A 25980-nucleotide genomic window follows, 5' to 3' on the forward strand; every position below is an offset into this window, starting at 1 on the left:
ATGTGCTCTAAATCGCGAAATAAATACTTTTGAACAGAATTACTGAATTTTCCGAATTATCAGAACGGCAGATCGTCGTCGTCATTACCAGCTGCCAATGAAGGCGGGATGGGGTCGGATGACCGCGGTGCCTGCGCTGCTCTTGGCTGCGAGGATTGCGCATAACCGCCGCTGCTCTCGCCGCCACCTGAACCTGGTGTACCCGGGCCGCCCAGTAACGTCATGCTGTTTGCGCGGATTGTTACGCCCGTTCTTTGCTGCCCTTCCTTGTCCGTCCAGCTATCAGTGCGGATGCGCCCTTCAATGTAAACCTGGTTGCCTTTTTTCAAATATTTCTCAGCGACTTTGGCCAATCCTTCCCAAAGTTCAATGCGGTGCCATTCTGTATTATCGACGCGTTCGCCGCTTTTGTTGGTGTATGATTCGGTGGTGGCAATGTTGAATTTGGCAACCGCCGAGCCGCTTTCCAGATATCTCACTTCCGGGTCGCTGCCCAGATTGCCGATCAAAATTACTTTGTTAACACTTCCTGCCATGATTTCTAATTGTGGATGATTTTTCGACTTGAATTTAAATATACAGATGTAAAAGCACTTTTAAACATCCTGTTCGCTGATTTTGCCGGTAATTTTATGTTTGAGAATTAATTTATTCCGACCGTCATGCGTCATTTCCTGCTTGATCAGAAAATATTCTTCATTATAAGACGTATAGTTCGATGGCTTTGTCACACCTTCTTGTCCACGCCAAACCGGAAGATCTACTTTTTCCCAGAGCTTGGTTTTCGCAGACTTATAAGCCGCATCAATCACTGCATTCACCACATAGCCATCATAGAAAGTTTCTGCGGCCTCAGTTCCATTTTCAACGGCATTAAACATATCGGTGAACATATGGTTATAACCCAGATCATTAACCTCATCGCCCACCGGAAATAGCCAGCCTGTGTTGCTTTCGGCCTTTTCTGCTACATAATCTTCTCCTTTTCCTTCGGCATTCTGGCCGGTTGTGAACATTTCGAAACCGGTTCTCAGAAAGTTATTAATCCAGATCGTGCCTTCGGTCCCCATCACTTCGTCGCGCAAATCCATGCCTCCGCGGAATGTCCAGCTCACTTCAAACTGTCCGATCGCGCCATTTTCATATTTCACCAACGCGATCGCATGATCCTCAGCGTCAATGGGTTTCACTTGTGTATCCGCCCAGCACATCACTTCAACAGGCTTAATGTCTTTGCCAATAAAATTGCGTGATATTTCAATACAGTGGCAGCCCAGATCCAGAATGCAACCTCCGCCAGCCTGCTCAATGTCCCAGAACCATTCACTGTGCGGGCCGGGATGTGCCTCGCGTGATTTTGCCCAGATTATCCTTCCTAGTGATCCATTTTTGATACTTTCCAGCGATTTCAGAAATTTAGGCGTATAACACAGATCTTCCAGATAACCCGCAAAAATCCCGGCCTCCTCCGCGGCCTTCATCATCCGTAGTGCTTCCGCCCCGTTCCGGCCCAGTGGTTTGGTAGAAACAACTGCTTTTTTATGCTTTGCGCAAAGCATAACAGCTTCTTCGTGAATGTTATTGGGCAGCGCAATGCACACCATATTCACATCCGGATGCGCTATAACTTCTTCCATATTCGACGACCAGAAGTCGCAACCATAGTCGTTTGCAAACTTCCGGGCACTTTCTTCACGTCGCGCATAAATTGCAACAACCTTATCCCGGCCCCGCTGCCCATGAATGGATTCGGCGTAAAAACGCCCGATAAAACCGGAACCCAACATCGCAATTTTCTGCATACAAATATGATCGTTTAAGTTTTAGGATAGTCGTTTAATATGTCAATTCAGGTTGTCTTCACTTCGCTTTCCCAGCCGGTCGTTTTTAATGCCGGGTCGTTTTCTTTTTTCAAAAAGTCGGCATCACCGAATGATGAAGCGTCCCATTCCAAAAGCGCTCTATCGGGGACGACCGAAACCGGAACGCGCCACGATGTGGAAGTTTCGGCGTAGGCAATGTTGGATTGGGAGTTATAACATGAGATCAGCGACCACCTCGGATGATCCGATAAATTGGCCTCCGACCTGTGCATCAGGTTACTATGGAAAAACAATGCATCCCCCGGTTCGATCTCACAATAGACCAGTTCCATTGTTTTCAGCGCGTGGTTCACCATCTCCATATCCGCACCCACCTGCTCACCAGCAAAACCGTGGTTAACCCGACCCATTTTGTGTGAGCCTTTAATGACTTGTAAACACCCATTTTCCTTGTTAGCAGCCGTCAGAGCGATCATTACGCTCATTAACTGGTCAGGAAATATGAACTGATTTTTATACCAATAACCATAGTCCTGATGCCACTCCCAGGCACCGCCTACTTTCGGCTCTTTCTGCATTAACTTTGTATGAAAATGACAGACAGGGCTTTCCTGGGCAAGCAATTGCCAGACAGAATTGACCATTCTCTCACTTCTGATCAGATAACCAAAAACATCGTCCCCTGGCGTAAACCACAGCGAAAGCTTTGTCTTCTTCCCGGACTGATCGTTCAAGTCCATTGCGTTTTTCTGCATTACCGAGTTCTCAACCGCCGTGCGATACAACTTATCCGTTTCTTCTTTTGAAAACAGCCCTTTCACAACCAGGTAACCGTCCTCATCAAATGTCTTGATCTGATTTGTATTTAAACTAAAACTTGTCATAACCTTTCCGTTTTACGTGTTTAGTACAAAAATATATTACTTAAAATACAATTCCTTATGCCTGATCAAGTTTAAAAACATTTAGACGCAATCATTTTGAAACGGTCACAAATATTTTTCTTCTTTCAAGAGTGTATCTATCAAAATCGGCTTTGGGAGCGTTTCTACCTCGTTTTTGGAGAAAAAATAAATATTTCCGGGCAGATCCAGATGCTCATTTTCCGGGATAGTCACCCACCAGAATTGAACATGCAGTTTTTGGTGCGTTAATAAATGAATGTACAATTTTGGAATCTGCCGGATATTCCCCTTCCTCTGCAACGCCAGCAGCGTATCATTATCAGTCAAATCTTCCGGCGACTCGACCCGCGCAGTTGATTCCACCAGAAAAAAGTCATAAAGTCCTTTCCAGATATCCTTTGTGTTACGCTCCTGCATGGCCAGTTTTCCGCCTTGCTCAATGATAAAATAATTCAGGAACCGGTTCTTCACTTTCAGCTTTTTTGCCTTCACCGGGAGCTCGTTCTGAACATTATATGCATAGGCATAACAAATGTCATTGAAGGGACAAATTGTACAATTAGGCGAAACAGGCACACATTGGATCGCTCCAAACTCGATCATTGCCTGGTTATATGTCGCCGGATCTTCCTGCGAGATCAGCGCTTTTGCCACCTTAGCAAATTCCTTTTTCCCCTCATTGCTAAGCATATCCGACCTAATCCCGAAAATGCGCGACATGACCCGGTAAACGTTCCCATCAATGGCCGCAACCGGCTCATTAAACGCAAAAGAAGCGATGGCCGCCGCCGTATAATGACCCAAACCTTTTAATTTTGAGAGGGTTACTGCAGTTTCAGGAAATTTTCCACCAAATTCGCTGACGATCTGCCGGGCCGTGAAATGCATATTCCGCGCCCTGGAATAGTAACCCAAGCCCTGCCAAAGGCGTAATACATCGCGTTCGTCGGCATCCGCAAGGTCAAAAACGGTAGGATAATTTTCCAGGAATTTCTCGTAGTAAGGCGTTCCCTGCGCGACCCTGGTTTGCTGTAAAATGATTTCCGACAACCATATTTTATAGGGGTCTGTCGTTTGTCTCCAGAGTAAAGGACGATGGTTTTTGAGATACCAGGATTTAAGTTTTTTATTAAAATCAATTACCTGTAAATGGTCTGATATCATAATGTTTGCACTTATGTACGCTGTTATTTAACCAATTAGAAAAAAAATGAAAACGCCTTCCTTTTAAATCTTGGTAAAATTAGCGTACCTTTGTGTTCCCAAAATTTAGAGGAGTAAGTAAATAAATGAAATAATATCCACTTAAAGTAAACAATCAAAGTGACTAAGGCAGACGTAATCGCACAGATTTCTGAGAAAACAGGTGTAGACAAGGGCGATGTTCAGCAAACGCTGGAATCGTTTTTCACCGTGGTAAAGGACTCACTTTCTGATGGTGAGAACCTTTATGTAAGAGGTTTTGGTAGTTTCATCAATAAAAAACGTGCGCGTAAAGTTGCCCGTAATATTTCGAAGGGAACTTCAATGATCATTGACGAGCACTTTGTACCAAGCTTCAAGCCTGCAAAAGTTTTTGTTGAGCAGGTAAAAGAAAGTGACAAACTTAAGGCTGTCGCTGAAAAGTAATTTACCTGAAAAGGTTTGGGTTATAAAAGTATGAAAAAGTCTATTCTCCTTTCTTGTGTGCTTGCAGTTGCTCTTGTAGGAACGCTCTTCAGCCTTCCCAAAGTGGTTGTAAATACAAAGGGAAAAGAAGTAGGCAACGAGAGAAGCCAGTCCCAGGCAGCTGCTACGGCGGCTGCTCCTGACTCTTCTGTTCAATCGCATGACAAAGCCACCATTTCGCCTGATCAGCAAAAAATTGTAGATCAGTTGAGAAGCGGCTATGAACAAGCGGGCGACAAAGACAAAACAACCGCGGGCTTGAAGTTGTCAGATAAGTTTGCGCAATTGCAAAAATTCGATAGCGCAGCATTTTATGCTGAAAAAGCAGCCCTTTTGTCTCCAAGTATTGAGAATCTTGTCAGGACCGGCGATCGTTATTACGAGGCTTATGGTTTTGCCATTGACGATCAGAAAGCAAAAAATCTTGGGGCAAAAACCCGCGAATATTATCAGAAAGCACTTGACCAGAATCCTGGCCTGTTAGCTGCAAAAGCTAATATGGCAATGACTTACGTGAACACTGAAAACCCGATGCAGGGAATTTTAATGTTGCGCGAAGTGATTGACACCGATCCTACCAACGAATTGGCATTGTTCAATTTGGGGATCCTATCCATGAGATCTAACCAATATTCAAAAGCTGCCGACAGGTTCAGACAGATTTTGACCAATAATCCGGCCAATACAAAAGCGAAATTCTACCTTGGATTGACGCTCGTGGAACTGGGAAACAAGGAAGAGGCCCGTAAGGTCCTTTCCGAAGTTAAAAAGGAGGAGAAAGATCCTGTGATCCAGCAAGCGATTGGCGAATTGGAAGGCCGTCTGAACAATTGATAAGCAGAAAAGACAATCAATTTTTATTTTAAACGACATAAACATGCCTTGCGGAAAAAAGAGAAAAAGACATAAGATCTCCACTCACAAGAGAAAGAAAAGACTTAGAAAAAACAGACATAAGAAGAAATAATATACCATGACCGGATTTTAATAAAAGTCCGGTCATGCCTTCTTCCCCTCTTATGTATTACCTCTTTCAATCTGAAAGCGGAGGTTAAGTATCAACATTATATAGCCATTCAGTTGGTTGAACATTGAGTAACGAATTACTAATCAATTCTACTCAAAAGGGAGAACGTATAGCCCTTTTGCAGGATAAACGTCTTTTAGAATATCACGTCGAAACACCGGATCAAAGCTTTACCGTTGGGGATATTTACCTCGGTACGGTCAGGAAGCTGGTAGCGGGGCTTAATGCCGCGTTTGTTGATGTCGGTTTTGAAAAAGATGCGTTTCTGCATTATCTCGATCTTGGGCCTAATATCAACTCTCTCAACAAACTGACAAAGGATGTAATATCCAAGCGGAACAATGCAGGCAAATTGAGTAATTTCAAGATGGAGCCTGAGATTGAGAAGCTTGGCAAGATTGATAAAGTCCTTTCTAAAAATCAACCCATTCTCGTTCAGATCGTTAAGGAGCCTATTTCTACAAAAGGTCCTAGACTTTCGTGCGACATTTCGATTGCCGGCCGTTACATTGTGCTGGTCCCTTTTTCCAATTCTGTAAACCTTTCCAAAAAGATCACCGACAAGCAGGAGAGAAATCGTCTGCAACGTCTGATGTCGTCTATCAAGCCTGCCAACTTCGGTGTGATTATTCGTACCGTTGCAACTGGGAAGGATGTGGATGAGTTGAATAAGGATTTGCAAGACTGCCTTGACAAGTGGGAAAATGGGATCAAAACGCTGAAAGACGCCAAGCCGCGTGACCGTGTCATAGGTGAAATGAACCGCGCTTCCTCCATCATTCGTGATATGCTGAATGAGTCATTCGACAGCATTACGGTTGATTCCAAGGAAGTTTACGACGACATTAAGGCTTACATTCATAACATTGCGCCGGATAAGGAGAACATTCTCAAACTGCACAATGGCAAGAATAAGCTTTTCGAACAATTCGGTCTCGAAAAACAAATCAAATCGCTTTTCGGACGCTCGGTAAGCTTGCCAAATGGCGGTTACCTGATCATTGAACACACTGAGGCGCTGCACGTTATCGACGTCAACAGTGGCAATAAATCCAATTCGGAAGAAGATCAGGAAGCGACTGCATTGAGCGTCAACCTTGAAGCAGCCAAGGAAATTGCCCGCCAGTTGAGATTGCGCGACATGGGCGGAATAATCGTTGTCGATTTTATCGATATGAAGAAAGCGGAAAACAAACGCGTTCTTTTCGATACGATGCGCGACGAAATGAAAGGCGACCGTTCGAAATACACTATTCTGCCGCTTTCGAAATTTGGTCTGCTGCAAATCACACGTCAGCGTGTAAGACCTGAAATGAACATTGTAACCCGTGAAACATGTCCTACTTGCGGCGGAACGGGCACAATTCAGGCGAGTATCTTGGTTTCTGATGTGATCGCGAATAATCTTGATTACATTCTCACCAAGCAAAATGAACGCGGGATTACCATTTCGCTTCATCCATTCCTGCATTCTTATTTCACAAAGGGATTAATTTCCGAGCAAGTAAAATGGCTTTTCCATTATAAAACGTGGGTTAAGCTCATCAAAGATACTTCTCTGGGTGTGGTTGATTTTAAATTCCATAACCGTTACGGAGAGGAAATTGAGATTGTCCCGGGTAATTAAGCTGATTTAAACCAGCATTAACGATCATTTCCCTTTCCAGTTCGGGCTTCTTTTTTCTTTGAAGGCCTGCATTCCCTCTTTTGCGTCTTCGGATTGAAGAATTTGATCTAACTGCGCTTTGAGGAAACTATGCTGCTCATTTACAGGAATATCCTTTAAATTTTGAAATGCATTCATGCCCTGTCGGATCGCATAAGGAGCATTCTGGCAAATTTCGGCCGCCAAAAGCTGGACTTGTTCTGCGATGTTTTCAGCGTTTGTAATGTTTGTTACCAAGCCTAGTTGGCGCGCTTCTACCGCATTATAGCTTTTTCCGGTAATGCACATTTCCAATGTTTTTCGGGGAGAAATGATCTGGCTAAGAGAAGCCATAACCTGCATTGGCCAAATTCCACGTTTTACTTCCGGTAAGCCGAAAAGTGCGTCATTCACGCTGAAAACAAATGTGCAGCCGCAAATAATCAAGAATCCGCCCGCCAGCACCGATCCTTCTACTTGTGCAATAATCGGTTTGCAAACCTCGCTAAATGCATCGCCTAGCTTCGCTTCTTCCCGGATCAACGGCAATGTTGGATTTTTAATGTTGGCAGAAACATCGTGAAAAGCATTCAGATCGGCTCCCGCGCAGAAAACAGGGCCTTCTGCATTTATAATGAGGCAACGCACATCGTTGTTATAATGTGCACAGGCTAACGCGAAAATGATTTCTTCCGCCATAGTCGGCGTAAAAGCATTACGTTTTTCTGGACGGCTTAACGTGATTGTAAAGATGTGATTGGATAAAGAAGTTTTGATATACAAAAACTTCACTGACCCGAAAGCCAGGACGTCCTCTTGTGTGTAAAACCGCATATAGGCGCCTGTTAGCGTTTAAAAATGCAGAATTTCAGGCTTTTACAACGCCTTCCAACATTGTAATGTACTGCCTGATCCCCGCCTCGATTTCTTGAAGATAGATAAATTCATCCGCACTATGCGACCTCCCCGAATGTCCCGGCCCCATTTTTAATGACGGACAATCCAGCAGTGCCTGGTCGGAAGTCGTAGGCGAACCATATGCTTCTCTTCCCAACTTTAAGCCTTCCAAAACAATCGGATGATCCATTGGAATGCTGGAAGGGCGCAAACGGATGGATCTCGCAGCCACCTCAGATTCAATGTTTGCCTGGATTACTTCAATCACTTCTTCCAAAGTGTATTGATCCGTAACCCGGACGTCAATGGTGAAATTGCATGCATCGGGCACGACATTGTGCTGCGTTCCCGCATTGATGATCGTCACCGACATCTTGATGGGCCCTAATGTAGGCGAAACCTTCGGAAACTTGTATTCCTTAATCCAGTTAATGTCCTTCAATGCTTTGTAAATCGCATTATCTCCTTCCTCGCGTGCAGCGTGTCCGGATTTGCCTTTTGCAGTGCAATCCAAAACCAGTAAGCCCTTTTCAGCAACAGCTAAATGCATTTCCGTAGGCTCGCCAACTATGGCAAATGCTATTTCTGGCAATTCCGGAACAACGATTTCCAGGCCTTCTTTTCCTGAAATCTCTTCCTCGGCTGTTGCCGCAATGGCTATGTTATAGGCCAGATCCGACCGGTCATAAAAATAGCAAAACGTTGCTATCAGCGAAACCAGGCAACCACCTGCATCATTACTGCCCAATCCAAATAATTTATCCTCCTCAACAACGGCCTTAAACGGATCCAAAGTCCAGGATTTGTTTGGTTTGACTGTATCGTGATGAGAATTCAAAAGTAATGTTGGCTTCCGTTTATCGAAATGACGGTTGTAGGCCCACAGATTGTTTTTCTTTTGCTGAAAAGGAATATTTTTCTGATCAAAAAAATCGGCAATCAATTGTGCCGTTTCTGCCTCTTCCTTACTGAAAGATGGCGTCTCGATCAAACTTTTCAGCAGCGCGATCGCTTCCTTTGTTAATATTTCTATATGTTCCAATGCGCTTACCATCTTACCTGTCCGTCACCTTTTACAATCCATTTTTCGGTTACGAGCTTTTCGAGTGCGAAAGGGCCGCGCGCGTGTAGTTTTTGTGTTGATATGCCAATTTCAGCTCCTAATGCGAAGACGGCGCCGTCGGTAAAACGTGTCGAAGCGTTGGCATAAACAGCCGCCGCATCCACTTCTCGCAAAAACCGCTCTATTTTAACCTCGTCTTTGGAAATAATCGCTTCGGAATGTCTTGAAGAATGTGCCCGAATGTGTTCCAACGCTTCATCCAGCCCGTTAACGACTTTTACCGAACATTTATAATCAAGAAACTCTCTTCCAAAATCTTCTTCCTCGGCATGTTGCAGCATAGGATAGCCATGTTTTTCAAAGATTGCATAGGACGTTTCATCCGCAAAAACTTCAACATTCCATTTGATAAAATCTGCTTTCAGTTTTGGCAAAAGCTCAGCGGCAACTTCCTTATCCACCAGAATCGTATCCAAAGAATTGCAAACCGACGGCCGGGAAACCTTCGCATTGACCACAATAGCCGCTGCTTTTTCAAGATCTCCTGTTTGCTCAACATAAGTATGACAAACGCCAGCGCCGGTTTCAATGGTAGGAACCAATGAGTTTTCACGCACAAATTTGATCAGGCTTTCAGATCCTCTTGGAATAATAATGTCGACAAATCGGGTTGCAGTGAGCAATTCAGTCACAAACTTCCGGTCTGTCGGCAGCAACATTACTGCCTCGGAATTAATGTCGAATTCGGCCAGTGTTTTGTGGATCAATCCAACCAGAAACAAATTGGAAAAATGTGCTTCCTTCCCGCCTTTTAAAACACAGGCATTTCCGGAACGCAGACAAAGCGAGGCCACATCCAATGTAACATTCGGCCTGGATTCGTAGATAACGCCCACCACACCCAGTGGAACCGCTATTTTACGCAATGACAAACCCTGTTCAATGGTGCGTTCCAAAATTACCTGACCGCTCGGATCGGGCAATGCGGCCACATCGCGGAGACTTTGCGCCAGACCCTGTATTCTTTGTTCATTGAGTAACAACCGGTCTTTTTTAGGATCGGCGTCATCCATTACATCAAGGTCTTTCTTATTCTCGGCGATAATGTTGGCAACATTGGCCAAAACCTTATCCGCAAGATTGAGCAAAAGGTCTGCGCGCTGCTGACCGGACAAATTCCTGACCGATGCCGATGCCTTTTGGGTTTGTTCTAATAGAGGTAAAATCGATTCCATTATAATAGTACGATGTCGTTGGCATGCGCCACTTCAAAATTCACTGTCTTCATATTAGTGCGGATGGCAGCCGAAGTTTCCCTCGCACGTGCCACCGCGATCATTTCCTCGGAAGGAGAATATATTTCAATAATTTCACCGGATTCAAAATCGCCGGTAACTTCCACCACTCCCACGGCCAGTAAGCTTTTTCTTCTTAATAAGGCTTTGGACGCACCTTCATCAATCTGTAAACTTCCTGAAACTAAGCCGCCGCTTCCTAACCATCTGTTTCTGGCGGAAAGTGTACTTTTACCAGGATTAATAAGGGTTCCTGCATTCCCTGCTAACGCTTCAAGCAACTCATTTTCTTGCTTCATGCCGAAAATGACAACCTTAATCGCCATTCTTGAAGCTAGTTTCGCAAATGTCAGCTTTGAAGCCATTCCGCCCAAACCGAGAAAAGACTTATCCGTTCTTACGAATTTAAAAACCTCATTCACATTGGATACGTTCCGCAGAATGTTGCCCTGCTCGTCCAGCAAGCCACCAACTGATGTGCAGAACATTAATGCCTCAGCCCCAAAACCCACTGCAAGCAACGTCGCCAACTCATCATTATCCGAAAATTTTAATTCACGGTCACTCACAACGTCGTTCTCGTTCACGATGGGAATGATGTTATTTTCCCACAATTCCTCGAACGTTTCCTTTAACTGAAGAAACTTGGCGCGGTTGGCAAAATGCTGCCTTTCACAAAGACTTTGGGCAATGTAAATCTTATTGGGCGCAAAATAGGTCGCATATAAGCCTACCAAAAGTGGATTTCCGACGGAAGCAGCCGCTTTTCGTTGCGTCATCGTGCCCTTATAATCCTGAATGTAAGCCTTTCCTGCGCCCACAGCACCGGAAGAAACAATGATAATCCTGTATTGAGAATGGATTTCGGAGACCTGCCGCGCTATTTCTGAAATGATCCTGACGTCAGGCTCACCAGAGGGAAGGGTTATAGAGGCGGTCCCGAATTTTATTACGAGTATTGGTTTTGACACTTTGAAATATTGCTTGAACGGGACGCAAGCCACTGGGCAGTCCCAAGTCTGTAATCTGAGCCTAAAAGTAGAAAATTATTTCCTTTGAATCCCTTATTATGCGCCAAAGCGACGCTTAAAGAATGTCTTCCAACACTTTGCCGTTAAACCTGCGTTTCAATTTTAATGCTTGTTGCAACTGGTCGAGATATTCATCGCGCGGAATTTCTATGGCACCATAACGAAGCACATTATCATTGATAAACTGCGTGTCCAGCAAAACGAAACGGTTCATACGCAAGATCTGGATCAGATAATGAAAGGCCACTTTTGAAGCATTGCTTTCCGCCGAAAACATAGATTCGCCAAAGAAAACACCATTGATCGAAACGCCATAAAGCCCTCCTACCAGCTTGCTTTCACGATAAGTTTCCACGCTATGCGCATAGCCAAGCTCATGCAATGCTGTATAGGACTCAATGATCTCTTCGGAAATCCACGTTCCCTGTTCGGATGCCCTGGGCCCAGAGCATCCGCGCATAACACCTTCAAAGTCCCAGTTAACCCTTATTTCAAAGTATTTTTTGTTTAAAACTGGCCGCAGGGACCTGGAAGGCTTGTATGTATCAATCGGAATGACGGCCCTTGGATTTGGCGAATACCAATAAATTGTTCCGTCCGCTTCGGCCATCGGGAAAATCCCATTTATATATCCAGTCAAAAGGTCATCTGTACTAATTGCTGACATGAAAGCCATATTTTAAGATTTATAAGCCTCGGTTTTGTCCAAAACGCAAGCGGGTAAGTAATAAAAACTTTTCTTCAAAAACGAACCATAAAAATATATCTTCTGTTTCTTTGGAGTGACAATTTTTTTTTCAAAATTTGCAGCTTCTTAGACGCATTAGCAAGTCAATGAACGACAACGGCATACATACAGTTCTTCATACTACGCCTTTTCGATTCAGGTCCCCCCGGACCGCATAATTATCTTTTACCTACGTGGTAAAACTTTTATACCCACCAATCTTTCCAATTTTCAAAACGTCCCATCGTTTTCTCTGGGTGTAATAATTATTGTTTCGAACATTTTTTGTCAGCAAGCCATCAATGAAAAATACCGAAGTAGTAGGCAGTAAGTTTATAGTTCAGACTGCCAATGAAAATCATCTCCATTTTGCCGAAATTATTTGTGCAGAAATGGAAGAGAGCGCCAAAAAGCGTGGTACTGGTATAGCCAAACGTTCTCCTGTATATATAATGGAAAAAATGGTGGAAGGTAAAGCCATCATTGCCACCACAGAATCCGGCGTATGGGTAGGTTTTTGTTACATCGAAACATGGGAACATGGAAAGTTTGTAGCAAACTCCGGACTTATTGTGCACCCTGATTTCCGTAACAGCGGAATGGCAAAAGCAATCAAACAAAAAGCTTTTGAATTATCCCGCCAGAAATATCCGGATGCAAAAATCATTGGTATAACCACTAGTTTGCCTGTGATGAAAATCAATTCCGATCTGGGTTATGAGCCGGTAACATTCAGTGAGTTACCTGCGGATGATGCGTTCTGGAAAGGATGTGCAAGTTGTGTCAATTACGACGTGCTGACACGGACGGGCAGAAAGCATTGCCTTTGCACGGGAATGATGTACAATCCTGAGGATAAGAAAAAGGAAGAAGTTGCGGTTGCAACGGGCATTGAGCCTGAAAAACATTCCTGGGATTTCCTGAAAGAATCGAGCTTGTACGAGCGCTGGATGCGCATTAAGCAACGCATTTTGTTGCGAAGGGAAGAACGCGCTAAAAAGAAAAACGCCGGCACATTGCTCGTACATTAAAGTACAGCCTTTATTTACAGATTTATATATCTCTTAAATACCTCGCCCGGCAGCCATTTTTGGCCCGAAGCGAGGTATTTTTTTGTTACTTTTGTACTCCAATTTAAGCATTTAGTCAGAATCAGATTTAATATAATGTCACAGCCCAAAGTAGTTTTAGCGTTTAGCGGGGGATTAGATACCTCTTTTTGTGTAAAATATTTAGCCGAAGACAAAGGTTATGAAGTCCATTCGGTTTTGGTTGATACAGGCGGTTTTTCCGATGAAGAACTAAAAACGATTGAGGCCAATGCATATGCTTTGGGTGTGAAACAGCATGCTACGATCACGAAAACAAGCGATTACTATAATGATTGTATCAAGTATCTGATCTTCGGTAATATTCTCAAAAACAATACTTATCCGCTTTCTGTGAGCGCTGAGCGTGTTTTCCAGGCTGTGGCTGTTGCTGAATATGCGAAGGAGATCGGAGCAAATGCGATCGCGCATGGCAGCACAGGCGCCGGAAATGATCAGGTTCGTTTTGATATGGCTTTTCGCATTATCATTCCTGAGGCTGAGATCATTACACCGATCCGTGACCTGAAACTTTCACGTGAGGCAGAAATTGAATATTTGACAAAGAAAGGTGTTGGCCGCGAATGGGCTAAGGCTGCATATAGCATTAACAAAGGCCTTTGGGGCACATCGGTTGGGGGTAAAGAGACGTTAACCTCCGAGCAGTATCTTCCGGAATCTGCCTGGCCAACGCAGGTTTCCAAAACCGAACCGGAAAGCATTACGCTTGAATTTGAAAAGGGCGAATTGAAAGGTGTTGCCGGCGAAAGATTTGAGAATTCAGTTGAGGCGATTCAAAAACTAGCCGCCATTGCACAGCCGTTCGGAATTGGCCGTGATATCCATGTTGGTGATACAATTATTGGTATCAAAGGTCGTGTCGGCTTCGAAGCTGCGGCTCCGCTGATTATTATTAAGGCGCACCATACATTGGAAAAACATGTGTTGAGCGAACAACAGCTTTATTGGAAAGAACAACTTTCGAACTGGTATGGCAGCTTGCTTCATAAAGGTCAGTTTGTGGAGCCAGTTATGCGCAACATTGAAACATTCCTCACTGATACACAGGCGCATGTAACTGGAAAAGTGCATGTTTATCTGGCTCCTTACCGCTTCCACGTGGAAGGAATCGAATCACCATTTGACCTGATGTCTTCCAAATTCGGCAGCTACGGAGAAATGAACAATGCCTGGACCGGCGACGACGTAAGAGGATTTTCAAAAGTGGCTTCTAACCAGGTGATGATTTATCAGAAAGTTAGCGAGTCAGCGAATAACTAAATAATGGATAACATTAATATTGGAATAATAGGGGCAGCAGGCTACACAGGGGGCGAATTGATCAGAATTTTGCTCAATCATCCGAATGCAGCTATTGCCTTTGCGCACAGTAAAAGTCAGGCTGGAAAACCGGTTTACGCGACGCATACGGATTTGCTTGGTGATACGGATCTAACCTTTTCAGGGGAAGAAATTCAGACGCTCGTGGATCAGGAGAATTTAAATGCTATTTTCCTTTGCTCTGGCCATGGCGAATCTCAGAAATTTTTGAATGAGTATAAAGTTCCTGAGCGTGTAAAGATCATCGATCTGAGCACTGATTTTCGTAACGAGTCAAACGGCTTTGTTTACGGATTGCCTGAGTTGCAACGGGACACAATCAAGACAGCGACTAGAATTGCCAATCCCGGCTGTTTCGCCACAAGCATTGAGCTTGCGATTTTGCCATTGGCGCAGGCTGGATTAATTAAAGATGACATTCACGTAAGCGCCGTTACAGGCAGCACAGGCGCGGGTCAGGCATTGAGCGCGACGACGCATTTCAGCTGGAGAAGCAACAACATCTCCATTTACAAAGCCTTCACACATCAGCATTTGACTGAGATAAAAATGAGTTTGGGTAAATTGCAGGCTGGTTTTGACAAGGCGATCAATTTTGTCCCTTACCGCGGCGATTACACACGCGGCATCATGGCCAATGTCTATACAGCATTCGAAGGAACATTGGAAGAAGCAAAAAGTATTTACAAAAGCTTCTACGCTTCACACCCATTTACACACGTAAGCGACGCGCCAATTGATCTGAAGCAAGTCGTAAATACCAACAAATGCTTTATCAACCTGGAAGTTCACGACGGCCAACTGCTGATAACAAGCATCATAGATAACCTAACAAAAGGTGCCTCCGGCCAGGCAGTTCAAAATATGAACTTGCTTTTTGGTTTGCCGGAAGACGCCGGATTGAGATTGAAAGCGCCAGCGTTTTGATTTGTTAACACCCATTTGAAGACATAAAAAATATAATAGATGTCACACTTATTTGATGTTTACCCCATATACGATATAGAACCGGTAAAGGCTCAGGGAAGTTATTTGTGGGACCAGCATGGGACCAAATATCTGGACCTTTATGGCGGGCATGCGGTTATTTCCGTCGGGCATTGCCATCCATATTATGTGGATATGCTCACCAAGCAGCTGAATGCGATCAGTTTTTATTCCAATTCGGTTAAAATCTCCTTGCAGGAAGAACTGGCCGAAAAACTGGGAACGCTTTCTGGCTATCCGGATTATAAGCTATTCTTATGCAACTCGGGCGCTGAGGCAAATGAGAATGCTTTGAAACTGGCTTCGTTTCATAATGGCCGCAAAAAAGTCATTTCATTTACCAAATCATTTCATGGTCGCACGGCTGGTGCGGTGGCGGCTACTGATAATGCTTCCATTGTTGCGCCTGTTAACTATAAGGAACATGTAACATTCCTGCCGTTTAATGATGTGCAGGCTGCTGAAAACGGCATTACGGATGAAGTTTGCGCGGTAATCGTGGAAGGAATTCAGGGCGTTGGTGGGATTAATGTGAGCTCGGATGAATTCCTGCAAACATTGAGACGCAAATGTGACGAAACTGGCGCCGTGCTTATTTTGGACAGTGTACAATGTGGTTATGGACGCACTGGTAAATTCTTCTCTCACCAGTTTAGCGGCATTGATCCGGATATTATTTCCATGGCCAAAGGAATGGGCAACGGCTTCCCGATCGGCGGAATCCTGATCTCGCCAAAATTTAAAGCGAGCTATGGCTTGCTAGGCACAACATTTGGTGGAAATCATCTGGCTTGTGCGGCGGGCGTCGCGGTCCTGGATATCATGAAGGATGAAAATCTTCTGCAAAACGCAGCGGAGATCGGCGATTATCTATTCAAAGGAATCGAAGAAATTGGCGGATACAAGGAGCTCAGAGGCCGTGGGTTGATGATCGGCATTGAATATGATTTCCCTGTTAAGGACCTTCGGAACAAACTTTTATTTGATTATAAAATGTTCACAGGAGTGGCTGGCGCTAACACCATTCGTTTGTTGCCTTCGCTCGCTTTGGGCAAGGAGGAAGCTGACCAATTCCTGGAAGCATTGAAAAAAGAGACATCCGTTGCCATTTAATTTAACCTAAACGCCGCAGAAATTACCGAAACTGAATGAAACACTTTCTTTCCATAAACGACGTAACCGACCTGAATCAGCTGATTACAAGCGGGATCGCATCAAAACGCAACCCATTTGCTGACATTGAATTAGGTAAAAATAAAACCATAGGGCTGCTTTTTTTCAATTCAAGTTTGAGAACAAGGATCAGTACGCAAAAAGCTGCGCAAAACCTTGGACTTAACGTGATTACGATGAATGTGGGCCAGGATGGCTGGGGTTTGGAAATGGAAGAAGGCGTGATCATGAACGGTGACAAAGCGGAGCATGTAAAGGAAGCGGCGGCCGTAATCGGCAGTTATTGCGATATCATTGGAATCCGGTCATTCGCAGGTTTGCAGGATCGGGACAAGGATTATGCAGAGATTGTTTTTCAGCAATTCAAAAAATACGCGGAGGTTCCGATCATTAACCTGGAATCTGCAACCCGACATCCCCTGCAATCGCTTGCGGATTGCATTACCATCGAAGAATTTAAGATAAAACAGCGCCCTAAGGTCGTTTTAACCTGGCTTCCGCATTTCAAAGCATTGCCTCAGGCAGTTGCTAATTCATTCTGCGAATGGATGAATCCGATGGATGTGGAATTGGTCATTACGCACCCTGAAGGCTATAATCTCGCGCCAGAATTTGTTGGAAAAGGTCAGGTGATTTACGATCAGGATAAGGCACTGGAAGGTGCGGATTTTGTTTATGGCAAAAACTGGTCTTCTTATGAACATTATGGACAAGTTTTGACAAGCGATCCTTCCTGGATGATTACAGAAGCGAAAATGTCCCTCACAGATAATGGTAAATTCATGCATTGCCTGCCGTTACGCCGCAACATGAAAGTGGCGGACGAGGTTTTGGATGGACCAAGATCATTGGTGATTGAACAAGCAGCAAATCGCGAATGGTCGGCTCAGGCGGCATTGCGCGAGGTTTTGCTACATATTTGAAATGATTGAAAGAATGAATACTGAAACATTGGCTCAGCCAAGCATCTCAACAAACGCAAATTCCATTCGTAAAACGGGCGTCCTGATCGTTAATCTGGGAACGCCTGACAGTCCTTCGGTTCCTGACGTGCGCAAATATCTTCGTCAGTTCCTGATGGACGAAAGGGTGATCGATATCCCCTATCTGAACCGCTGGATGCTGATTAACCTGATCATTGCACCATTCAGGGCTCCAAAATCGGCGAAAATTTACAAGCAGTTATGGAGACCGGATGGCTCGCCTTTGAAGATTTACGGATATTCTGTAAAAGAAAAATTGCAGCGTGTTTTGGGTAACGATTTTGTGGTGGAGCTCGCCATGCGTTATCAAAGCCCTAGTATTGAGAATGGTTTGAAAGAATTAAGAAAACAAACACTTTCAGAAATCATTGTCGTTCCGTTTTTCCCTCAATATGCCTCCGCTTCAACGGGTTCTGTATATAAAGAAGTAATGCGTGTGGTGCAGGATTGGGAAGTTTTGCCGGAAATCAAGTTCATTAACCGCTTCCTGGATCATCCAAAATTCATCGAAGGCTTTGTGAATTTGGGCAAAAAGTACATGGCGCAACAACATTATGATCATGTCGTTTTCAGTTACCACGGACTTCCTGAAAGACAGATCACCAAAGGCGATGTGACCGGAAATTTTTGTCAGTTTGGTTCCTGCTGCGATAAGCTCGATGCTAAAAACCAGCATTGTTACCGTGCGCAATGTTTCGAAACAACGCGGTTGCTGGTAAAAGGATTAGGCCTCGCGGAAGGCACATACACTACTTGCTTCCAATCGAGATTAGGCAAGAATCCCTGGATAAAGCCTTACACTGATGAAGTGATTCCGGAACTAACAAAAAAAGGTGTTAAAAGTGTCCTCGCATTTTCGCCCGCATTCGTTGCCGACTGTTTGGAAACAACCATTGAAGTAGGTGAGGAATACAAAGAGATCTTTGAGAAAGAAGGCGGTGTTCACTGGCAGCTGGTTGAGAGCCTTAACGACAGTGATATCTGGATAGAAACTTTGGAAGACATCATAAAAAAAGCGGTTTAACAACCGCTTTTTGCTTTATAGGATCACACTTTCCTTTTTATATAATTCCGCCAGCGTGTGGGCCGCGTAATCTATTTCCTCTTCCGTATTATATTTTCCAAACGAAAAACGAACATTAGCACGGTTCTCATCGATTTTAAGCTCATTCAGCACGTGCGAGCCGATTTCCGTTCCACTGGCGCAGGCACTTCCTCCGGAGACCGCTATGCCAGCGATATCGAGGTTAAACAGCAACATATCGCTGATTTCGGAAGGCGGCAAGCTCACATTCAGGACTGTATAAAGACTTTTGTCAAGATCCGCAGAATTTCCGTTGAAAGTGATGCCCTCAATGCTGTTGGTCAACTTGTCAATCATCCGCAGTTTCAGGCCTTCAATGTGTTTGCGGTGAAGGTCCATATCGCGGTAAGCGATTTCCAATGCTTTGGCTAAGCCTACTATGCCGTAAATATTTTCTGTTCCGCCGCGCATGTTGCGCTCTTGCGCGCCTCCATGTACGAATGGAGCAATTTTTAGTCCGGGTCTGATATAAAGAAAACCTACGCCTTTCGGACCATTGAATTTATGAGCTGCGCCGACTATAAAATTGGTTTTCAGCTTTTGCAGATCGTGCTTGTAGTGACCCATTGTTTGCACCGTATCGCTATGAAAAACGGCTTCATACTTCTCACAAATATCACCCACAGCTTCCAGATCCAGCAAATTGCCAATTTCATTATTGCCATGCATTAACGAAACCAGTGAGCGTGAATTGGTTTGAAGCAATGTTTCCAAATGCTGTAAATCAACCTCGCCTTTTTCATTGAGATTAACAAAACTCAATTGGATCTGTCCCGATCTTTGAAGATGTTCGAGCGTGTGCAAAACAGCATGATGTTCGATCCGGGACGTAATGGCGTGTTTAAGGCCTAATGTTTCAATGCTGGAACGGATCGCAGTGTTATCGGCTTCCGTACCGCCTGATGTAAAGAATATTTCAGCAGGAGCTGCATTTAAAATGCCCGCTATGCTTTTTCTGGCTCTTTCGATTGATGACCTGACTGCCCGGCCAAAGGAATGTATGGAAGATGGGTTACCAAATTGCTCTGTCATGAGCGGCAACATTACTTCTAACACTACCGGATCAAGGCGCGTAGTGGCAGCGTTGTCCAAATAGGCTTTCATTTTTGACTATTTTTCGGCTCCGAAATGATCTCCTTAATGTCGGAAATGATCTTATTGGCCAGATTAATCGCTGTTGTCTGCGTTTCTGATTCGGAATAGATCCGGATAATCGGCTCGGTGTTGGATTTGCGCAAATGCACCCATTCCCTGTCAAACTCGATCCTGACACCGTCAATTGTATTCAGAGGCTGCTTGGAATAGCGGGTTTGAATGCGGCTGAGAATGTTGTCCACATTGATATCAGGCGTCAGCTCAATCTTATTTTTTGAAATATAATAACCTGGATACGAGCGACGTAGAACAGAAGCTGTTTTACCAAACTTTGCCAGGTGTGTCAGAAACAATGCAATTCCCACCAATGCATCTCTTCCGTAATGGCTTTCAGGATAAATGACGCCGCCATTTCCCTCACCACCGATAATCGCGTGGTTCTCTTTCATCATATTCACCACATTCACCTCGCCTACTGCGGACGCAAAATACTTCCCGCCTGCCTTAATTGTCACATCGCGCAATGCAGCCGTTGACGATAAATTGGAAACTGTGTTGCCGGGCGTGTTTTTGAGCACATAATCAGCAACAGCAACCAGTGTATATTCTTCACCAAACGGTGTTCCGTCTTCACACATCAGCGCAAGACGGTCTACATCTGGATCAACCACAATGCCGAGATTAAAAGAACCGTCATTTAATTCTTTGCTGATCTCACGCAAATGTTCGGGAAGCGGCTCTGGATTATGGGCGAAATTGCCCGTAGGGTCACAATTTAGCTTCTTAATGTTTTTAGCAGGAACGCCTAATGCTTCAAGCAGCATCGGAACAACGATTCCACCGGTAGAATTAACGGCATCAACCACAATCCTGAAATTCGCATTCGTAATGGCCTGCACGTCAACTAATGGCAATGCAAGCACCTGATCTATATGCTTTTGTAAATATGAATCATCCGCAACGTAGCTTCCCAGTTTTTTAACGTCAACAAAAACAAAATCTTCCTCGTCCGCAATTCTCAAAACTTCCGCACCTTCTTCTTCTGAAATAAATTCTCCGTCGTGGTTCAGCAGTTTAAGCGCATTCCATTGAATCGGGTTGTGGCTGGCTGTTAAAATGATCCCTCCCGCCGCCTTCTCGGCCGTAACGGCAATCTCGACAGTAGGCGTGGTGGAAAGGCCGAGATCCGTTACATGAAGTCCAACTCCCTGCAATGTCCCGGCAACAAGGCGGCTCACCATTTCACCGGATAAGCGTGCGTCCCTGCCAATAACAACCTTTAAATTTTGTGGATTAGTACGCCTCAGCCATGTTCCGTATGCCGCTGCAAACTTAACAACATCAATCGGAGTCAGCGCCTCACCCGATTTTCCACCCACGATACCTCTGATTCCTGAGATAGATTTAATTAACGTCACGATCTAGAATTCCTCTTTTTGTTTGGTTGCAAAAATACTAAATTTCCCTCTCTACTATCCGATTTTTCTTGAAACAAAAGCAAGATTTGACTTATCGATACTACTAGCCTTGTAGTAACTCAATGTCTACTTGGGTAGTAAGCAGCGAGCTTGTATATCCTAAAAACGAACCCATCACAGGAGCAAGCTGATCATAGTCTGCCGAGGTTCCCATGCTAATGTGGTTATTAATCACCGCCTTACCTTCGGTGGGATCAAAACCCCGCCAGCCTGCACCGGGTAAAAAAACTTCGGCCCACGCATGCAGTTCATGTGCTTGCTGGGGGTTTCCATATAAATATCCACTCACGAATCTCGCCGCAATTCCCAGGCTCCGGCAAGCGCCGATAAACAGCCGAGCAAATTCCCGGCAAGAACCACTTCTATCCCGCAATGTATCATCAGGCGGAAACGCATTTCCATACTCACGGTGCTGATATGCAAAGTTTTGACTGATATATTGGGCCATTTCTACCAGGAAAGGAATGGTGGCATAGTTGACATGCGCGGCAAGGTTCCGGGCAAATTGCTCAACCTGTTGCGTAGCGTCGGCCTTGTCCAGGTACGGGATCAGGTATTTATAAATCCGGTTGTCATATAGGAACGGGATTTTGCTGGTTTCAAATGGATAGAATACGAAGTCAAAAACATTCACCGGCTCCGAACTTACAGTAATGGTAGCTTCCACATAAAGCCTGCTGTAAGGTTGGTTATAGAAATAGATCAAATGCTGGACATTGCCTTCAACATCTATATTTTTTACAATTTTAGATGGCTGTGGATCAATGTAAAGACTGTATTCCAGCAATCGCTGGTGCGGATAGGATCTTGGGTATAAATACAATGTGTGCATTTCCAGAACTACCGGAAAATTATATTGATATTCCAGAGAGTGCCGGACTTGTAAATTCATGAAGGCGCCTGCAATGTTACTGATTTTATTGTTTTAGTTCATCCATTGAGTTTTGAAATGCCCGGATGATTGGCTTTGCGATTGACTTTGAGCGTGTCCTTGTGACTGAGTCTGCGACTGGCCGGTTTCCAGGCCGAAATACATGTCGAAAATCGCATTGTCGACCTCGTTGTTTTTAGTCTGAAACTTGTCCAGATATTCGTGAAGGCCCATTTTAAAAACGTCCTCAACATCTGTAAATTCCAGTTCAGTGCGGATTTTACTCAGCGCACGTTCGGCTGGATTGGTGTGCCCGCGCTCCGGAATCGAGCCTGCAATCGCATATAATGAAAGCTCCGCCTGCCTTACGCAATAAGCGATGGATCTCGGAAATAGCTTGTCCAGAATAAGAAAGGCGACAATGTTCATAGGCGTCAACGCACGGTGCGTTTGCCTGTACATATTATAGGCGCTTACGGACTTCAAAACTGCTGTCCATAACATCAGATCAAGCGTTGAGCCAGAGGTTCCCGAGTCTTGTAACAATGTAAAATACTTCACATCCAGAAATCGCGAACATTTGTCCGCACGCTCGATATGCCGGCCCAGGCGACCGAAATGCCAGGCTTCATTGCGGGTAATGGACGAATCCACAACGCCGTGAAAAAGCTGGCAACTTTTACGGATATCTGTAAAATAGGACTGCATATGGTCCATGTTACGGAAATGATCCGGATTCGTACTCTTTATGGACAAGTAAAAAGTATTGATACTCTCCCACATTTCTTTCGATATCGTTTCCCGGATCGTCCGCGCATTTTCGCGCGCCTCATAAAGGCAGCTTATAATGGAGTTAGGATTTCTTTTATCAAAAGTCAGGAAATGTATAACGTCCTCTTTGGTAGGCTTTTCGTAATATTTATAAAACAGATAATGATCCGCAGTCGCAATCAGAAGCGGTTCCCATTGCTCATCCACGTCGGGCGGCAGATCCAATGCCAGATTAAAATTAACTCCCACAAAGCGGGCGTAGTTTTCTACCCGTTCCATGTAACGATTCATCCAGTAAATTGAATTGGCAACTCGGCTAAGCATAAATTGAAAGTGTTGTCTCTAAATTGTTTAATCAGAATATTTGTTAAGCGATATTACCAAAATACCTAATAAAATTTTGCAAATACAAGAACCTACGAAAAGTAATATAAGTTCTCGAAAGATTAGTATTATGTGAAAATGAATGCTAATTCCGTGAAAACTTCCCCAAACGGTTAATTTTTGTAAATTAACATTTCATAAACATAACCTTTATTCCTGTGTCAAAAAAAGAACAATTTGTTGCAGCCATCCAAAAATCATATCGTACTGATAAACCTGTCATTCATTTGGGCTCAGCCATTCTCGATGGAGAGATCATCGGCGAAGCCCGGGTAAATCTGCCTTTGCGCATGATGAACAGGCATGGATTGGTAGCTGGCGCAACAGGATCGGGAAAAACACGGACATTGCAGGTGCTGGCCGAACAACTTTCTGCCGCAGGTGTGCCGGTTTTCATGTCGGATATAAAAGGCGACTTATCAGGCATTGCGCAACCGGGACAAACCAATGCTGCGTTGCAGGAAAGGTCGCAAGCATTAGGGACGGTGTTCGAGCCGAAGGGTTACCCCGTTGAACTTTACTCATTAAGCGGCAACAAAGGCGCTCAAATGCGCGCCACGATCCTTGAATTCGGGCCGATATTGCTTTCCAAAATATTTGAGCTAAATGATACGCAATCGGGAGTTTTGGCTATCCTATTCAAATATGCCGATGATAAAGAGCTGCCGATGGTGGATCTGAATGACCTGAAAAAAGTACTTAATTTCCTTTCCGAAGGCCCGGGAGCAGCAGAAATAAAAGCAGATTACGGCAGCATTTCCACTTCCACAGCCGGTACGATACTGCGTAAAATCGTCGCCCTCGAACAACAGGGAGTAGGGACGATTTTTGGTGAAAAATCTTTTGATATAACCGATCTGATCAATCGCGTGGACGGACAAGGTGTGATCAGTTTGCTCAACATTTCGGATGTACAGGACAAGCCTGCATTGTTTTCAACATTTATGCTGAGCCTGCTGGCCGAACTTTACACCAAACTGCCCGAAGCCGGTGACCTCGATAAACCTAAGCTGGTTTTCTTCCTGGACGAAGCACATTTGCTGTTTAAAGATGCTCCAAAAGCATTTCTGGACCAGATTGAGCAGGTTGTCCGCCTCATCCGTTCCAAAGGCGTGGGAATTTTCTTTTGTACACAAATGGCCCAGGACGTTCCGGTGTCGGTTTTGTCGCAGCTCGGAAACCGCGTTCAGCACGTTTTACGCGCATTTACGCCACAAGATGCTGACGCGTTAAAACAAACCGTTAAAACTTATCCTAGATCTGAATTCTATGCGATTGACCAGATCCTGACCACATTAGGGATCGGGCAGGCATTGATCACGGTTTTGAATGAAAAAGGTATCCCGACGGAAGTGGCAGCCACACATTTGCTCCCGCCTAACTCAGTAATGGGCCCTATGGTACAAGCCGATTACGACAATCACGTCAGACAGTCAGACGTTTACCTGAAATATAAAGATCCGATTGATCCTGAAAGTGCTTATGAAATGCTTACCAAACGCATGGAAGCGCAGGCACAGGTGGAAGCAAAAGCGCAGGAGGAAGTTGCGGAAGTAAAAAAGGAAAAAGAAGAAAAAGGAATGTTCACCGATGCGCTCAACTCGCCACTGGCCAAACAGATCGGCAGGGAAGTGGTCAGGGGCGTTTTTGGAATGTTGTTTGGTAAAAAAACAACAAGCACCCGTAAAAAGAGCGGTGGCCTGTTTGGCTTTTAGTCGGTTAGCTTCACACTGATTTTCTGTCCCGGATCTTTTAGCACAAATTCACAATCTTTGAATTCCGGGGCAGAAAATTTGGGACGGAAGTTCTTGCTGAAACCGTAAGGTTCTTTGGGAATGCCGACGAAGTTTTTGTCCAGCACTCCATTGCTATTAATGTCGTGATAAACGGCGAGTGCATAACGACCGGGATCTAATTCAAATGTAACGTTGTGAGAACCAGCCGCTTTCACGTCCACAATCTTATAGATCTTAGGTTTTTCTTTCCCTGCGAATTTCTCCTCGGGCTTGTAAATAGCAATCCAAAGCTTGCCCTGGCCTTTTTTTACATTGGTAAACTCAATGTCCAATGTCATCGCCGGCTCTGCAAACCAGCCTAACAAGCAACTCACAAACCATACAAGCATAATCATTCTGATTTTTCTGTTTCCCAACCAATCACGCAACGTTGCTTCGACAACTTGTGCAAGTTATCCTGCACATCCAAACGTGTTTTCGCATTATCAAACGCGTCCTTATAATTTTCCTTCAGTTCCCGCCGCTTGATCGCTTCCAGAAATCTGCGCGCATCGTCTTCGTTTTCAAGCAATAGCTCCGGCACGACGGTCGGCTTGTCGTCATCGCCTTTCGCCACCATGGTTACGTAGGAAGTGTTCGTATGCCGTTGCGTTCCGTTTTTAACGTTCTCCGCAATCACCCGGATCCCGATCACAAGCGACGTCCTGCCTACATAATTGACCGACGCATGCAGCGAAACCAGGTCACCAACTTCAACAGGTTCTAAAAAATCCACGCCATCAACTGAAACCGTCACGCAATAAGTGCCCGCATGCCGCGCTGCACAAGCATAGGCGACTTTGTCGATGAGCGATAATAAGATGCCTCCGTGTATTTTCCCGCCGAAATTAGCGTAAGACGGAATCATT

At 44.6% G+C, this 25980-nt stretch carries 25 protein-coding genes; 10 read left to right on the top strand and 15 right to left on the bottom strand.

All coding sequences use genetic code 11. The features are described from left to right. Positions 1-59: 59 nt before the first annotated feature. The 4 genes from B5X68_RS22005 to mutY form a co-directional block, all read right to left on the bottom strand. Positions 60-536: a single-stranded DNA-binding protein gene (locus B5X68_RS22005; protein WP_082216939.1), complete on the bottom strand. Its 477-nt coding sequence runs from the start codon at positions 534-536 to the stop codon at positions 60-62. A 60-nt stretch (positions 537-596) separates the two neighbouring features. Further along, the gene (locus B5X68_RS22010) at positions 597-1802 is read right to left on the bottom strand and encodes a Gfo/Idh/MocA family protein (protein ID WP_082216940.1); all 1206 of its coding nucleotides are present in this window, start codon (positions 1800-1802) and stop codon (positions 597-599) included. A 47-nt stretch (positions 1803-1849) separates the two neighbouring features. Then, positions 1850-2707: a phytanoyl-CoA dioxygenase family protein gene (locus B5X68_RS22015; RefSeq protein WP_082216941.1), complete on the bottom strand. Its 858-nt coding sequence runs from the start codon at positions 2705-2707 to the stop codon at positions 1850-1852. Between the two features lie 105 nt (positions 2708-2812). After that, positions 2813-3892, bottom strand: a complete 1080-nt coding sequence (gene mutY / locus B5X68_RS22020; RefSeq protein ID WP_082216942.1) for an A/G-specific adenine glycosylase — start codon at positions 3890-3892, stop codon at positions 2813-2815. 159 nt (positions 3893-4051) lie between these two features. On the opposite strand from mutY, the gene B5X68_RS22025 reads away from it, so the two are divergent. The 3 genes from B5X68_RS22025 to B5X68_RS22035 all read left to right on the top strand — a co-directional run bounded on the left by B5X68_RS22025 (position 4052) and on the right by B5X68_RS22035 (position 7050). Then, a complete protein-coding gene (locus B5X68_RS22025) occupies positions 4052-4357 on the top strand; it encodes an HU family DNA-binding protein (protein WP_015813879.1) in 306 nt (101 codons plus the stop codon). A 30-nt stretch (positions 4358-4387) separates the two neighbouring features. Further along, entirely contained in the window at positions 4388-5230 is an 843-nt protein-coding gene (locus B5X68_RS22030) for a tetratricopeptide repeat protein (protein WP_082216943.1), read from the top strand. A gap of 257 nt (positions 5231-5487) precedes the next feature. Beyond that, a complete protein-coding gene (locus B5X68_RS22035; RefSeq protein ID WP_170916707.1) occupies positions 5488-7050 on the top strand; it encodes an Rne/Rng family ribonuclease in 1563 nt (520 codons plus the stop codon). A gap of 24 nt (positions 7051-7074) precedes the next feature. Here B5X68_RS22035 and B5X68_RS22040 read toward each other — a convergent pair whose 3' ends face one another. The 5 genes from B5X68_RS22040 to aat all read right to left on the bottom strand — a co-directional run bounded on the left by B5X68_RS22040 (position 7075) and on the right by aat (position 12021). Then, positions 7075-7902 carry an enoyl-CoA hydratase/isomerase family protein gene (locus tag B5X68_RS22040; protein WP_082216945.1) on the bottom strand — a complete coding sequence of 276 codons (828 nt, stop codon included), beginning with the start codon at positions 7900-7902 and terminating at the stop codon, positions 7075-7077. Positions 7903-7936: 34 nt separating this feature from the next. Beyond that, on the bottom strand, positions 7937-9019 hold the full coding sequence (locus B5X68_RS22045) for a M20 family metallo-hydrolase (RefSeq protein ID WP_082216946.1): 1083 nt from the start codon (positions 9017-9019) through the stop codon (positions 7937-7939). Then, the gene (locus B5X68_RS22050; RefSeq protein ID WP_082216947.1) at positions 9013-10263 is read right to left on the bottom strand and encodes a glutamate-5-semialdehyde dehydrogenase; all 1251 of its coding nucleotides are present in this window, start codon (positions 10261-10263) and stop codon (positions 9013-9015) included. The genes B5X68_RS22045 and B5X68_RS22050 overlap by 7 nt, the downstream gene beginning before the upstream one ends. Continuing rightward, the gene (gene proB / locus B5X68_RS22055; RefSeq protein WP_082217183.1) at positions 10263-11294 is read right to left on the bottom strand and encodes a glutamate 5-kinase; all 1032 of its coding nucleotides are present in this window, start codon (positions 11292-11294) and stop codon (positions 10263-10265) included. Before proB ends, B5X68_RS22050 begins: the two co-directional genes overlap by 1 nt. Before the next feature lie 115 nt (positions 11295-11409). Further along, the gene (gene aat, locus B5X68_RS22060) at positions 11410-12021 is read right to left on the bottom strand and encodes a leucyl/phenylalanyl-tRNA--protein transferase (protein ID WP_082217184.1); all 612 of its coding nucleotides are present in this window, start codon (positions 12019-12021) and stop codon (positions 11410-11412) included. 362 nt (positions 12022-12383) lie between these two features. Here aat and B5X68_RS22065 point away from each other — a divergent pair, with 362 nt between their 5' ends. From B5X68_RS22065 to hemH, 6 genes are all read left to right on the top strand, one after another. Continuing rightward, positions 12384-13112, top strand: coding sequence for a GNAT family N-acetyltransferase (locus B5X68_RS22065; RefSeq protein WP_082216948.1), 729 nt, complete (start codon positions 12384-12386; stop codon positions 13110-13112). Between the two features lie 135 nt (positions 13113-13247). After that, positions 13248-14450: an argininosuccinate synthase gene (locus tag B5X68_RS22070; protein WP_082216949.1), complete on the top strand. Its 1203-nt coding sequence runs from the start codon at positions 13248-13250 to the stop codon at positions 14448-14450. A gap of 3 nt (positions 14451-14453) precedes the next feature. Further along, positions 14454-15437: an N-acetyl-gamma-glutamyl-phosphate reductase gene (argC, locus tag B5X68_RS22075; RefSeq protein ID WP_082216950.1), complete on the top strand. Its 984-nt coding sequence runs from the start codon at positions 14454-14456 to the stop codon at positions 15435-15437. 39 nt (positions 15438-15476) lie between these two features. Beyond that, positions 15477-16610 (top strand): aspartate aminotransferase family protein, encoded by a 1134-nt coding sequence (locus B5X68_RS22080; RefSeq protein WP_082216951.1) that lies wholly within the window; start codon positions 15477-15479, stop codon positions 16608-16610. 35 nt (positions 16611-16645) lie between these two features. Continuing rightward, positions 16646-17593 (top strand): N-acetylornithine carbamoyltransferase, encoded by a 948-nt coding sequence (locus B5X68_RS22085; RefSeq protein WP_082216952.1) that lies wholly within the window; start codon positions 16646-16648, stop codon positions 17591-17593. 13 nt (positions 17594-17606) lie between these two features. Continuing rightward, complete coding sequence (gene hemH / locus B5X68_RS22090) at positions 17607-18677, top strand: ferrochelatase (protein WP_082217185.1); 1071 nt, start codon at positions 17607-17609, stop codon at positions 18675-18677. 15 nt (positions 18678-18692) lie between these two features. Here the strand turns inward: hemH and B5X68_RS22095 are convergent, their stop codons facing one another. From B5X68_RS22095 to B5X68_RS22110, 4 genes are all read right to left on the bottom strand, one after another. Further along, positions 18693-19841 (bottom strand): cysteine desulfurase family protein, encoded by a 1149-nt coding sequence (locus B5X68_RS22095; protein ID WP_082216953.1) that lies wholly within the window; start codon positions 19839-19841, stop codon positions 18693-18695. Beyond that, positions 19838-21250 carry a phosphoglucosamine mutase gene (glmM, locus tag B5X68_RS22100; RefSeq protein ID WP_082216954.1) on the bottom strand — a complete coding sequence of 471 codons (1413 nt, stop codon included), beginning with the start codon at positions 21248-21250 and terminating at the stop codon, positions 19838-19840. Before glmM ends, B5X68_RS22095 begins: the two co-directional genes overlap by 4 nt. A 103-nt stretch (positions 21251-21353) precedes the next feature. Next, positions 21354-22202: a transglutaminase family protein gene (locus tag B5X68_RS22105; RefSeq protein WP_082216955.1), complete on the bottom strand. Its 849-nt coding sequence runs from the start codon at positions 22200-22202 to the stop codon at positions 21354-21356. Between the two features lie 33 nt (positions 22203-22235). Beyond that, positions 22236-23276, bottom strand: a complete 1041-nt coding sequence (locus B5X68_RS22110) for an alpha-E domain-containing protein (protein ID WP_082216956.1) — start codon at positions 23274-23276, stop codon at positions 22236-22238. Between the two features lie 218 nt (positions 23277-23494). Between B5X68_RS22110 and B5X68_RS22115 the strand changes: the two genes are divergently transcribed. Further along, positions 23495-25051: a helicase HerA-like domain-containing protein gene (locus tag B5X68_RS22115; RefSeq protein ID WP_082216957.1), complete on the top strand. Its 1557-nt coding sequence runs from the start codon at positions 23495-23497 to the stop codon at positions 25049-25051. On the opposite strand, the gene B5X68_RS22120 is transcribed toward B5X68_RS22115, so the two are convergent. Then, entirely contained in the window at positions 25048-25461 is a 414-nt protein-coding gene (locus B5X68_RS22120; RefSeq protein ID WP_170916708.1) for a DUF2141 domain-containing protein, read from the bottom strand. The genes B5X68_RS22115 and B5X68_RS22120 overlap by 4 nt on opposite strands. A 2-nt stretch (positions 25462-25463) precedes the next feature. Further along, on the bottom strand, positions 25464-25979 hold the full coding sequence (locus B5X68_RS22125) for an acyl-CoA thioesterase (RefSeq protein ID WP_082216959.1): 516 nt from the start codon (positions 25977-25979) through the stop codon (positions 25464-25466). Position 25980 lies beyond the last annotated feature (1 nt).

The sequence above is a fragment of the Dyadobacter psychrophilus genome (genome assembly GCF_900167945.1).
Lineage (GTDB): Bacteria > Bacteroidota > Bacteroidia > Cytophagales > Spirosomataceae > Dyadobacter > Dyadobacter psychrophilus.